Origin of the sequence: Nocardia mexicana NBRC 108244 (assembly GCF_001613165.1) — a bacterium.
Taxonomy (GTDB): domain Bacteria; phylum Actinomycetota; class Actinomycetes; order Mycobacteriales; family Mycobacteriaceae; genus Nocardia; species Nocardia mexicana.
This window is the reverse complement of sequence record NZ_BDBV01000034.1, coordinates 19,704-32,071: the sequence shown is the minus strand read 5'-3', so window position 1 is coordinate 32,071 and position 12,368 is coordinate 19,704. Positions and strand designations below refer to the sequence as shown.

At 68.3% G+C, this 12,368-nt stretch carries 13 protein-coding genes; 4 read left to right on the top strand and 9 right to left on the bottom strand.

Annotation, left to right across the window (positions count from 1 at the left end):
• The 4 genes from NM1_RS14095 to NM1_RS14080 all read left to right on the top strand — a co-directional run.
• On the top strand, positions 1–979 hold a 979-nt coding region (locus NM1_RS14095; protein ID WP_174556872.1), incomplete at its 5' end, for a cytochrome c oxidase subunit I.
• A gap of 69 nt (positions 980–1,048) precedes the next feature.
• The gene (locus tag NM1_RS14090; RefSeq protein ID WP_068019474.1) at positions 1,049–1,573 is read left to right on the top strand and encodes a YdcF family protein; all 525 of its coding nucleotides are present in this window, start codon (positions 1,049–1,051) and stop codon (positions 1,571–1,573) included.
• Positions 1,574–1,680: 107 nt separating this feature from the next.
• Entirely contained in the window at positions 1,681–3,303 is a 1,623-nt protein-coding gene (locus NM1_RS14085) for a GMC oxidoreductase (protein WP_068019472.1), read from the top strand.
• Positions 3,304–3,521: 218 nt separating this feature from the next.
• Positions 3,522–4,043 (top strand): hypothetical protein, encoded by a 522-nt coding sequence (locus NM1_RS14080; protein WP_068019470.1) that lies wholly within the window; start codon positions 3,522–3,524, stop codon positions 4,041–4,043.
• Between the two features lie 194 nt (positions 4,044–4,237).
• Here NM1_RS14080 and yidC read toward each other — a convergent pair whose 3' ends face one another.
• The 9 genes from yidC to NM1_RS14035 form a co-directional block, all read right to left on the bottom strand.
• Positions 4,238–5,089, bottom strand: coding sequence for a membrane protein insertase YidC (yidC, locus tag NM1_RS14075; RefSeq protein WP_068019466.1), 852 nt, complete (start codon positions 5,087–5,089; stop codon positions 4,238–4,240).
• 86 nt (positions 5,090–5,175) lie between these two features.
• Positions 5,176–5,472 carry a DUF6412 domain-containing protein gene (locus tag NM1_RS14070; RefSeq protein WP_068019464.1) on the bottom strand — a complete coding sequence of 99 codons (297 nt, stop codon included), beginning with the start codon at positions 5,470–5,472 and terminating at the stop codon, positions 5,176–5,178.
• A 105-nt stretch (positions 5,473–5,577) separates the two neighbouring features.
• Positions 5,578–6,174, bottom strand: coding sequence for a hypothetical protein (locus NM1_RS14065; RefSeq protein ID WP_068019461.1), 597 nt, complete (start codon positions 6,172–6,174; stop codon positions 5,578–5,580).
• 18 nt (positions 6,175–6,192) lie between these two features.
• On the bottom strand, positions 6,193–7,149 hold the full coding sequence (locus tag NM1_RS14060) for an MlaD family protein (RefSeq protein WP_068019459.1): 957 nt from the start codon (positions 7,147–7,149) through the stop codon (positions 6,193–6,195).
• Positions 7,146–8,201 (bottom strand): MlaD family protein, encoded by a 1,056-nt coding sequence (locus tag NM1_RS14055; protein ID WP_246011544.1) that lies wholly within the window; start codon positions 8,199–8,201, stop codon positions 7,146–7,148. The genes NM1_RS14060 and NM1_RS14055 overlap by 4 nt, the downstream gene beginning before the upstream one ends.
• A gap of 8 nt (positions 8,202–8,209) precedes the next feature.
• Complete coding sequence (locus NM1_RS14050) at positions 8,210–9,295, bottom strand: MlaD family protein (protein WP_068019491.1); 1,086 nt, start codon at positions 9,293–9,295, stop codon at positions 8,210–8,212.
• Entirely contained in the window at positions 9,295–10,356 is a 1,062-nt protein-coding gene (locus tag NM1_RS14045) for an MlaD family protein (protein WP_084519604.1), read from the bottom strand. The genes NM1_RS14050 and NM1_RS14045 overlap by 1 nt, the downstream gene beginning before the upstream one ends.
• Entirely contained in the window at positions 10,344–11,342 is a 999-nt protein-coding gene (locus tag NM1_RS14040; protein WP_068019447.1) for an MlaD family protein, read from the bottom strand. Before NM1_RS14040 ends, NM1_RS14045 begins: the two co-directional genes overlap by 13 nt.
• Complete coding sequence (locus NM1_RS14035) at positions 11,339–12,364, bottom strand: MlaD family protein (protein WP_068019444.1); 1,026 nt, start codon at positions 12,362–12,364, stop codon at positions 11,339–11,341. The genes NM1_RS14040 and NM1_RS14035 overlap by 4 nt, the downstream gene beginning before the upstream one ends.
• Between the last annotated feature and the right edge of the window lie 4 nt (positions 12,365–12,368).

Here is a 12,368-nt window from a genome sequence, read left to right as displayed (position 1 = left end):
CCTGTTCCAGCATCTGTTCTGGTTCTTCGGCCATCCCGAGGTCTACATCGTGGCGCTGCCGTTCTTCGGGATCATCACCGAGATCGTGCCGGTGTTCAGCCGCAAGCCGCTGTTCGGTTACACCACACTGGTTTACGCGACGCTGTCGATCGCGGCGCTCTCGATGGCGGTATGGGCGCACCACATGTTCGTCACGGGATCGGTTCTGCTGCCGTTCTTCTCGCTGATGACGTTCCTCATCGCGGTGCCGACGGGCGTGAAGTTCTTCAACTGGATCGGCACGATGTGGCGGGGGCAGTTGACGTTCGAGACGCCCATGCTGTGGTCGATCGGGTTCATCACCACCTTCCTGTTCGGCGGCCTGTCGGGGGTGATCCTCGCCAGCCCGCCGCTGGACTTCCACGTCTCCGATACCTATTTCGTGGTGGCGCACTTCCACTACGTGCTGTTCGGGACCATCGTGTTCGCGACCTTCGGCGGGATCTACTTCTGGTTCCCGAAGATGACCGGACGCTTCCTGGACGAGCGGCTGGGCAAGATCCACTTCTGGTCCACGTTCTTCGGCTTCCACCTGACGTTCCTGGTGCAGCACTGGCTCGGTGCGGAGGGCATGCCGCGCCGGTATGCCGACTATCTGGAGACCGACGGATTCACCATGCTCAATACGATTTCCACCATCGGGTCGTTCGTGCTGGGGTATTCGATGGTCACCTTCGCGTGGAACGTCTTCAAGAGCTACCGCTACGGCGAGGTGGTGACGGTGGACGATCCGTGGGGGTACGGGAATTCGCTGGAATGGGCGACCACCTGCCCGCCGCCGCGGCACAACTTCTTCGAACTGCCGCGGATCCGCTCCGAGCGGCCCGCCTTCGAACTGCACTACCCGCACATGGTCGATCGGATGCGCGCCGAGGCATCCATCGGCTGGGGTTCGCACGCACCGCCGCGGTCGACGGAAGTCGAGGAGACCACGCAGTAGGGACCGCAGCCGCGCAGCCCGTTCCGTGCAGATCGGTATCGTCGAGGTGTGCGCGCACTCCGACGGGCCGTGGTCACGCTCGTCGCCCTCGCGGCCCTGATCGGGGCGCTCGCGGCGGCGGGCCTGCCGGTCTATGTGCACCCGCAGACGGACCCGCTACGCCCGGCCGATGCCATCGTGGTGCTCGGCGGAACCGCCTACGAACGCTTCGACATCGGTCTCGACCTGGCGCGCCGGGGGCTCGCCCCAGAGCTGCTGATCTCCCGCTCCACCGGCGCCGACGACTCGGTGATGGACCGCTACTGCGACGGCGGATATCCGTTCCACGTCGACTGTTTCGTCCCCGACCCGTGGACCACGCAGGGCGAGGCGCAGGAGATCGCCCGCCGCGCACAACGTTTCGGCTGGCGGCACCTGATCGTCATCACCAATGTTCCGCACGTGTCGCGCGCCCGCTACATCGTCGGCAAGTGCTTCCCCGGCGAGCTGACCATGGTCGCCAGCCCGGCCGAGTCGGGTCTGCGGTATTGGGCGTGGATGTATGTGCGGCAGTCGGCGAGCTATGTGCGCGCCTTTTTCTCCAACGAGTGCTGACCACTGTTTTCGGGGCACGAAACCCACTCCGACCAGGCTGTTCAGCGACTACGATAATTCGCAGCGTCCTGTGGTCGGAGTGGATGCAGGGCGGAGAGGACGCTGGCATGCGCATCGACGATCTGCGCGAGATGGCAGATTCCGAACTCGATGCCGACATCTGCATCGTGGGCTCCGGCCCGGCCGGGTTGACCATCGCCACGGAGCTGGCCGGAAGCCCCTGGCGGGTACTGGTTCTGGAGAGCGGTGGAGCCACCCGCGATCCGGAGATCGATCGCCTCAACGACATCGAGAGTGTGGGCGCGGCGCGTGCCGTTCCGCATCGGGACGCCCGCAACCGGGTACTGGGTGGTAGCTCCGATACCTGGAGCGGGCGCTGCGGCTACTTCGACGAGATCGACTTCTCGTGCCGCCCTTGGATTCCCGGCTCCGGATGGCCGATCGGCGCGGCCGAGATACTCCCCTATCTCGGCCGTGCGGCCCGCCACCTCGGAATCGGTTACGGTTCCGGGTTCAACGACGACGCGTTCTGGGGGCTCGCCGGACGCCCGAGGCCGGACGATCCGGTGGATCCCGGCCTGCTGCGACCGTACTTCTGGCAGATCAGCAAGGATCCCGGGGATCCGTTCGACGCCAAGCGATTCGGCGCGCACGTCGCGGGCACGCCCGCGCCGAATGTGCGGGTGGCGGTGCAGGCGACGGTCACCCACATCACCACGGACCCGCGGGGCAGCCGGGTCGAATCCTTGGAGGTCACCGGCGCCGACCTGCGACGGCGGACCGTCAGGGCGGACCGGGTGGTACTGGCCGCCGGGGGTATCGAGAACGCGCGGCTACTGCTGGCATCGCGCCGGGTGCTGCCGCACGGTGTCGGGAACCGGAACGATCTGGTCGGGCGCTATCTGATGGACCACCGATGCGGCGCGGTCGGGACGTTCGACGCCGCCGCCTCGGCCGCCGCGCGGGACCGCTTCGGTAAGTACGTGGTCCGGTCGCCGCACGGCACGCACACCTTCCTGCACGGGCTGGCGCTGTCCGAGCGGATCCAGCGCGAGGAAGGACTGCTCAACTGCGCCTTGTGGATTCAGGAGGTGCCCGCCGACGACGACCCCTGGGATGCGGTGAAGCGACTGCTGCGCGGACACGGCAGTCGCCACGATATGCGCCTGATGCTGGGCAGCACGGGGCTGCTGCTCTCGGGTGCGCGCCGACGGTTGATCCACCGCACGGGCCTGCCTCACCGCCTGGACCGCGTGGAGTTGCGCTGCATGGTCGAGCAGCAGCCCGATCCGGCCAGCCGCATCACCCTCGCGGAGCGCACCGACCGGCTCGGGCTGCCGATCGCCCGGATCGACTGGAAGACGGGCGAACTCGAGGACCGGACGGTACGCCGGGCGGCCGAGCTGGCGGAGACCGAATTCGCCCGCCTCGGGTACGCCGCGCCGGTCCTGCACGACTGGGCTCGGACCGGCGCTGCGGCACCCCTGCAGCTCACCGACTGGGCCCACCCCACCGGCACCACACGCATGGCCACGGATGCCCGCGACGGCGTGGTCACGCCCGAGTGCCGCGTCCACGAGGTCGAAAACCTCTACGTGGCAGGCAGCTCGGTCTTCCCCACCAACGGCCACGTCAACCCCACCCTCATGATCCTGGCCCTGGCGGTGCGCCTGGCCGATCAGCTGAAGTCGGGGACAGCGACTTCGGCACCTCCGGCCGCCGCCTCCTGAGGCCGGACCTACACATCGCCGATGGATTCCGGCCGAGAGCACGCCGGAAATGACGACGGGGAGGTTCGCAGCAGCAGGGAGCATGCTGCAGCGAGGCCGTCCTCGCGCGTGAGCGGCGGCCGAGCAAACTTGTCGTACCCCTGGTGCATACTGTTCTCGTCGGACGCCGATCAGGTTGCAACGCAAGGTAATCCGCAACCTAGGAAAGGCGTGTACTCATGGCCGAGTTCTGCTCCTCGACGTCCGACGACACCACCGGCGACCGGCTCGAAGCCGAGATCGTCCGGCATCGGGAGCTGCTGCGAGGCGCCGTCGCGGAGCACTGGCGCCGGGTGGACATGCGGCTCCGGTTCGCCGAGCCGGCGGTGCAGCGCCTGCTGGTGAAGCAGGCCGAGCGGCTCGTGGACGGTCTGATGATCGACCCCGAGCGGCACCGTGACCTCGACGTGGACGCCTACCGGGTCGTGCGCGACGGGGTGCCGCTGCGCTACGACGCGCGGCGCAGGCGGTTCGTCGCGCAGCGCGGTCGCCGGGAGATCCTGATTCGCCCGGACGGCCAGGAGCGGCGGCTGGGCATCATCGCCCGGCTGGCGGCCGGCGGCGTGGATGTGGACCAGATCCTCACCGTCGCGACGGTGGTGATCTCCCACCCCGAGTTCCCGGGCGCGGCGCCCGCCCGGGGCCCGCGTCGTGACGATCCGTTCCGGCAGGCGCACAGCCGGGCCACCATGGATCGGTGAGCCTCGGTGCCGGACCAGGTCCGGGCGTGCACGCCACTTGTGCACGCCCGGGTCGGTCCCGCCGTCGGGCGCCGTGTCCCCGCCACGTCTGGGTACCGAAGCGGCGACTGCACGCCGCTATACGCAACGACTATCGGTCCGCCCGTGCCGGATGCGTATGTCGACAGCGCGGACAGCGGGTGAAACCGGCTCGCCTACTTCTGTTTTCGCGGTGCGGGTATCGACGGCGCGGGCCCGACCGGCACCGCATCCAGCCGCCGGTGCACCACGTGCTGCTGCACGTAGGTCCAGGTATTGCTGGTCGCGAAGTACACCAGAATGCCCAGCGGCAGCACCAGGCCGGCGACCACGGTGCCGAGCGGGAACACCCACAGCGTCATCCAGTTGATCAATCGCGTCTGCGGGGTGGTCTCCGTCTGCCGGGCGATCGACGCGCGGGCCGTGAAATGAGTGGCGACGGCGGCGACCAGTACCAGCGGAATCGCCACCAGCGCAACGGCCGTCAGCGATTCGCCCGAGGTGGCCAGCGTGCTCGACAGGGGCGCCGCGAACAGCTTCGCCTGCAGGAACGACTGCACCTGATCCGGCGAGAACACGTAGTTTCCGGTGGCGGCGTTCTCGGCGGCGGTCATCGGCGTGGAACTGCCGAAGAACGGCAGATTCGAGCTCGCGCCCGTGCGGTCGAACGACCGCAGCACATGGAACAGGCCCAGAAACAGCAGCAGCTGCGCGACCACCGGCAGACAACCCCGCGCCAGGCTGAAGTTGTGCTCCTGCTGGAGTTTTCGCGTCTCGGCCAGCAGTTTGTCGCGGTCGTCGGCGAACTTGGTCTGCAGCTCCCGCATCTTGGGCTGCAGAGCGGCCATGGTCCGGGAGAACCGCACCTGCGCCAGGAACGGCCGGTACAGCGCCGCCCGCAGCGTGACCACGAGCAAGACGATGGCCAGCACCCAGGCCGCGCCGCTGGCGGCGCCCAGAACGGCGGCGAATCCGGTGTGCCACAACCAGAGCACGGCGGACACGGGGTAGTACACGAAATCGAGCATGGGGAAGCACCTCACTGTGAGGCACCCGCGAACGGGCGAAAAGGGAAGGGGGTCAGCGAAATTGCCGACCGCGCGCTACAACGCGGTCAGACCCCGTACCCCGGTGCCCTCGGCCGTGCCCGGCCCGCCGCATCCGGATTGCTCTGACGCAGAAATGACCCCCGCCGCCTGCGCTGCGCGGAAACCGGCGGCCCCGCATGCACCGCCACGGGCACCAGCGCGACCCGCGCCGTATGCGCCGCCACCACGGCCAACGCCACCACGGCGGCTGCACCCACCGCTACCAGCGAATTCGGCTCGCCGACCGGCATGGCCACCGCCGCCACCGCGGACACGACCAGCGCGCACACCAACAGCGCCGCCACTCGAATCCGGGTAATCATGCCGTCCAGCCTACCGGCTACGCACCCCGGCATACCGCAACGGCTCACCGCCACCGTCGTCCCCATGGAGGCGTTGGCCGGAGAGTCCTGTTGCGCGGAGTGGTGTTACTGCTTGGGCAGGGCTCCGCCCATGCCGCCGACGTCGGTGACCTTCCAGCCGTTGTTCGGGTCGATGTCGACGGTGTAGGTGACGGTGCTCTGGGCGCCCTCGGGGGTCTGGGCGCTGGTCGAGGTGACGTTGAGGAACACGTTGACCTTGTACAGGCCGTTGTCGTGGTTCATCACCTTGGCGGTGATCGGCGTGGCGCTGGACGTCCACTTCAGCGGGACCAGGATCTCCTGCAGCTTCGGCGCGGTGGCGTCGAACTTGTTGGCCAGCTGCGGGCTGGTGTTGGCCTTCAGCTTGGCCACCCAGGCGTCGACATCCTGGAAGTTGATATTCGACGCGCCGACGGCGTAGTCGGTGGCGACCTGCTCGGCGTGCCGCTGGTCGGCGGCCTGGGCGTCACGGTCGTCCAGCGAGCCGCGCGCCGACAGCCACAGCGTGCCGAATACGGCGGTGAGCGCGATCAGCGCCACCCCCGCGACGGCCACGGCCACCGTCGACAGCCGGATCGATACGGTGCGCGGGGCAGCGGAGGACCCGGTGGTCTCCTCCGCGTCGACTGCCCGCTTCGGTTCGGTACCACTGTCGTTCGACATGGATCCTCCTTCATCCTTCTACTTGACGTTGACCCGCACCCGCACGGCGCCGTCGCTGCCGACGTCGTCGAGGGCCTGCGTGATCAAACTGGAAATGTCTATGCGCGGCGCTGCGGAGGTCGCCGCATCGGCCAGCGGCTGCAGCGCCGGGGTCAGGGATTTCAGCTCCGGGCCGATCTCCCGCAGCGCGTCGGTCAGCTTGTCCAGGAACGGCACCAGGCCGCTGCCCTCGGTCAATGCCTCCGGCGGCTGCTTGTCGACGAGGCGGCCGATGGCGGCCACCAGTTCGTTCAGCGTGTTGGTGAACCGCACGAATTCGGGTGCGGCCGCGCTGGTTGCCGGTCCCGCCCAGTCGATATCGGCGGCCGCGGCCTGGAAGCTGTTGAGCAGGTCGGCGATTCGGGGGCTGCGGCTCATGACGGCCGCGGCCAGCAGGTCGCCCGAGCGCGCCAGGTTGGGGATCGCGGCGTCGGTGCCGTCGAGCATCTGGCCCGCCGTGCTCATCAGGGAGCCGACCACGTTCGGATCGAGCTGGTTCATGGTCTTGGTGACCAGCCGCGCGACCTCCGGAATCGACAGCGGCGTACGGACATTCGTGCTCTCCAGCCGCTGCCCGTCGCGCAGGTACGGTCCCGCGCCGGTCTTCGGCCGGAATTCCACGTAGGGCTCGCCGAGCGCGGACAGATGTTCGATGGTGACCACGCTGTCGGTGGGGAGGTTGCGGTCGGCGTCGACGCGGAGGCCGACCTCGACGCCACCGGCGGTCTTGTTCACCGCGGTGACCCGGCCGACCTCGATGCCCGACAGCAGCACCGGCGAATCGACGCCCAGCCCACCGGAATTGGCCAGCACCATGGTGGCGCGGGTGTAGTCGGCGAACGGATCGACCCGCACCACACCGAAGGTCAGGTAGCTCGCGCCGAGCAGGGTGATGGCGGCGATGCCGCCGAGCGAGGCCAGTGCACCGATCTTCATCGCACCGCTCCGATCATGCGCAGTGTCCCGACGATCCGGTCCGTCTGATCCTGGGTCGAGACCTGCGCGGCGGCATCGGTTTTCACCCCGGTGATGTTCACCTTGGCGCCGTGCTCCACGAACGGGATGACCTTGTCGCGCAGCAGCGACACCAGCGTCTGCAGGTTCGACGGCTGGCTCAGGTCCAGCGGCCGGGACGACGCCAGCAGCGGCAGGAAGGCCTGCGCGGCACCGTCGGCGCCGGAGAGCACCGGCCCGAGCCAGGTCAGCGACGTGCCGACCGGCCCGAGCACGCCGAAGATCTTCGTCACGCCGACGATGGACGCGACGATGCCGTTCATCTCCTCGACCGACTTCCCGCTGAGGATGTTGTCCAGTTCGGGCTGAATCTCGTGCAGCACTTGGGCATTGGTGCCGATCCCGTTGAGCAGCAGGTCAACCTGATCGAGATTGGCGGCCAGGTCGACGGCATCGGCGGCCATGGTCTTGGAGATCTGCGCGGTGCGGGCGGGATCCTTCGGCAGCACATCGTTGAACTTGGTGATGATGTCCTGCAGCTGCGACACCGCACCGCCCTGGGTGAACGTGGCGACGGCCGCCATCGTGTCCTCCAGCTGGATCGGCGGCTTCGTCTGCGCGAGCGGGATGGTGGCGCCGTCGGACAGCAGCCTGTCGAAACCGTCGGGCGGGGTGGTGAGCGCGACGTGGATGTCGCCCAGCACCGTGTTCTGCCGCAGTTCGGCGATCGTGGTCGCGGGCAACTGCACCGACTTCGAGATATCGGCATCCACCACGACGAGTCCGCCACGCCCGTCCGACTGCGCCGGATTCACCACGGACACACCGGAAACCGTGCCGACCATCGCCCCGTTGGCCATGATCTTCGCCTTGGCGGGCAGGTTCAGCACATTCGCGAACTCGATCTTGACGCGATAGGTGGGGCCGGAGACCGTGGTGCCGGGGACCGGGACGGACGACGGGTCGAACGAACAGCCCGCCACGGGAACTACGGCCGCCATCGCAAGGGCGAGGCAGGTCGCGAGTCGCTTCATTCGAATCCTCATCGCGCACCTGCCAATCCGAACACCAGCGTCGCGGCGTCCATCTTCGCCATCCCACCGTCGGCCGCGCACTTCCCGGGCGCCACGGCATTCACCGCCGCGCACACCTGGTCCGCATTCTGCTGTGGCACAGCGACCTTCGGCGGGGCGTAGCCGATACCCTCCCCCGCGACCGACCGGAACGCATTGGCGATCACCGGTGTCATCCCGATGACCTGCGCCAGCGAACCGACGTGCGCGCGCAGGAACTTCACCAGCGGCACGGTCACATCGAGCGCCTTCATGATCGGATCGCCGAAGATGGTCGTGAGGTCGTTGAGCATCGGAACCACCTGCGCCAGCCCGTCGAACAGCTGCGCGCCCGGACCGATCAGATCGGTGGTGGCCTGGTCCAGGACCGGGCCCAGCCGGGTCAGCATGGTTTTCAGGTCGCCCCAGTGCTCCTCCACCTTCTTCGACACCGAGGCGAAGGCGTCGAAGATCCCGACCAGGTGCGCGATGTCGGCGTCGGGCGAGGCCAGCGCCGCGCTCAGCTTCTGCACGACGGCGTTGATCTGCGGTCCGGTGCCGGTGGTCGCGGTATTCAGGGCATCCAGCCCACCCGCCAGCGCATTCGGCGAATTCGGGTCCGGCCCTTGGATTTCCGAGGACAGCTGGGCCAGCGCGTTCAGCGTCTCGGAGATGCTCTTGGGCGTGACGGTCTTCGTGATGCACTGCCCCGCGGCCCACCGCGCGGTGTCCTTGCCGGTCGACACCACCGCCAGCTGCCGCGCCGCGACGATGCTGTCGGCGAGCGTGGTGGCCCCCGCGTCGGCGTAGACCGGCTTGTCGGCCTCGACGTCGAACTCCACCTTCACCGAATTTCCCTGCGGCGCAATGGAGGTGACCGTCCCGACCGGGATGCCGCGCATGGTCACCTGATTGCCCGCGTACAGCCCGACGCTGTCGGGCATGATGGCGCAATAGCTTTCGGTCTTCTTCGCGGGATCGAAGACGACGAAGTAGCCGACGGCAGTCAGGACCACGATCACGACGGCGCCGCCGATCGACATGAACCAGCGGGATCCGAGCATCCGGTGCAGCATCAGCAGTCCTTCCCCGGCACCGGCACACACACCTTGCCCGCACCCGGCAGCGGATCCACACCCGCCGGGGCGGTGATGGTCTGTCCGGACCGGTCGACCGTCACGCCACCGTCGGCACCCGACAGCTGCCCGAGCTTCTGTTGCAGGCTCTGCACCGCCCCGAGCACCGGTTCGAGCTGGTCACCGAGGTTCTGCAGCTGCGGGACGGCATCGATGAGTTGCTGCAGCTTGGGCTTCAGCGCCGAATCCCAGGTCGGCGCCAGCGCCGCGACGCGCTGGACCACGGCGTTCAGCAGCCGCACCCCCTCGCGCAGCTCGGCGCGCTTGTCGATCACCAGGGTCTCCATCAGATTGACGTTGTCCATCAACCGGCCCAGGTCGGTCTTGGCGCCGTCGTACATGGTCACGTACTCGTCGGCCACGGCGACCGCGTTCGACACCTGGGTGCGCTGCCGGTTGAGCGCGTCGACGTAGGTGCTCAGGGTGTCCAGGGTGGTCCGCAGCGAGTCCGGGGCCTTGTCGAGGGAGGTGTCCAGCGCGGCGAGGTTGCGCCGCAAGGTATCTCCGTCGATCTGCCGCAGCGGTTCGGTGGCGTCCTGGAAGGTCTGCACCAGGCTGTAGGGCAGCCGCACCCGGTCCACCGGAATCGGCTTGTCGCCCAGCGCTTTACTCCCGGCCGGGAACAGCGCCACATAGTTGCCGCCGACCACGGTGAGCATGCGCACGTCCAGCGAGGACTGGTCGCCGACGAACACGTCCGAGTTGACGGTGAAGCGCATGACCACCCGATCCGGCTTCAGCTCCAGCGATTTCACGCTGCCGACCGGAATGCCCGCGACCCGGATATCGTCGCCGGACTTCACCGACTGCGCCTCCGACAGCTCCGCTGTGTAGGTCTTCTTGCCGAACGGCACCACGTACAGCACCCCGGCCGCGATCGCGATGATCGCCACCAGCGCGGCGCCGACGATGCCGTAGCGGATCTCGCGGCGGCGCTTGGTCGCATCGTCGGCGACCCGGCGTTCCGCGGGCAGCAGGCGCCCCAGGCTCATCCGTTGCATATCGCCACCTGCTGCCCCGCGATCAGCACCTGGAACACCTGCGGCACGTCCGCGTTTCCGTTGGAGCACTGCGGCTTCCAGCCCGCCACGTTCTTCGGCGTGGCGGCGTCGAGCCCGGCCAGCAGCCCGGGCAGCCGGTCGAGCACCTCCAGCGCCTGCTGCGGATCCGGAAACAGCTTGCGGATCAACGCATCCACATCGGTGCCGGTCTGCAGGCCGAGGGCGTTGAACATGTTGTCCAGCGGTCCCAGCACCGAGGGCGCGGCCATCGCGAACTGCGCGAGCCCGCCGATATTGGTCTGCAGCCCCTGGAAGATGTCGGTGAGCCGGGCCAGCAGCGGCACCAGGTAGTGCACGCGGCCGCCGACCCGCTCGGAGAGGTCGGACATGTTGCGGATCAGGGTGCCGATCACCTGCTGCCGGTTGTCGACGTAGGAGGCGAACTTGCCGATCGCGTCCAGCGCCGGACCGACCCCGCTGCCGTCACCCTCGATGAGCGCGACCATGCTGGCACTGAACTGGTTGACGGCCTCCGGCGAGATGGTGGCCAGCACCGGCTTCAGGCCGTTGAACATGCTCGTGACGTCGAACGAGGGCACGGTGCGCTCGGTGCCGACGGTGGCCCCCGCCGGAATGCGAGCGCCCGGCTGCGGCTGCTGCTGTAGGTCGATGTAGCGCTGACCGGTCAGGTTCTGGTAGCGGATGGCGAGCTTGGAGTTGTCGTAGATCGGCGCATCGGTCTTCAGCGACAACCGAACTCGTGCCTTCGCCCCGTCGAGCGAGAGCCCCTCGATCTTGCCGACCTGCACGCCGTACATGCGCACGTCGTCGCCGACCTTGAGCCCGTTGGCGTCGGTGAACAGCGCGTCGTGCGCCTCGGTGCCGCCGGACACCGGCCGCTTGATCGCGGTGAACACCACGGCCAGCACGAGGATCATCACCCCGGCGAACAGCGCCAGCCGCCACGCCGCTGCCCCGACCTTCATCGCGCACCTCCCAGCAGCGGCGCCAGCACCGGCACACCGCGCACATCGATCTCGGCATTGAGCACCGGACCGTTCGGGGTGTCGGGCATCGCCGTGCGCAGCCGGTTCATCAGCTCGGCCAGCTCCGCCCCGGACTGCTGCGGCCGCGGCACCATCTGCCCGAGCATCGCGAGCAGGGGAGCCAGCATGTTGGTGGTGCCGGACAGTGAATCACCCGCCACCCCTGCGAAATTCGCCAGACCCGGCAGCAGTTGGTCGGTCATGACCTTCACCCCGGCGTCGTAGGCCGCCCGATCGTCCTGCAGCCGTGGCAGATCGCGAATCAGGTCGAGCACCTGGATGGTGGCACCGGCGAATTGGCCGCCACCGTCGAACGCGGGACCGAGCCGCCCCACCAGCTCCGACGCGGGCATCTTCTGGTTGTCGGTGATGGTCTGCGCCACGGTGATCATCGCCTGCGCCAGCGGCGTGAATGCCTCCACATCGTTGGAGACCTGCGCGATCACGGTGGCCATCTGCGGGGTCAGCACCGCCTCGCCGGTCTGCGACAGGCTGCGCAGCAGGCTGCCCATGGTGGCGTCGAAGATTGCGGCGGAACGCTTTCCGGTCATATCGAGGACGCTGTTCTCCCGCAGCGGCGCGCCGCCCGTACCCCGGCGCAGCTCGATCTCGCTGATACCGAACAGGTTTGCCGGTGCGTAGTCGACCTGCAGGCTGTCGTCGATCCCGAACAGCTGGGAACGGTCCAGCTGCAACGCGATTCGCTGCGTGCCGCGCTCGTCGGGCGAGATGCCGGTCACCTCGCCGACCAGCACGCCGTCCACTCGAACCGGGGTCCCCGCGAGGACGCCGTCCCCGATCTGCTCGGTGTGCAGCGCGATGTGCAGCCCGTCGTCGCTGCGCAGACCGCGATACAAACCCACTCCCGCCAGCACGGCGACGATCACGCCGACCGCGACCGTCCCGATCAGCAGCGAGCGGCGGCGGTCCACGGCGACCCCGGGCATTCCATACTTCGGCATCGCG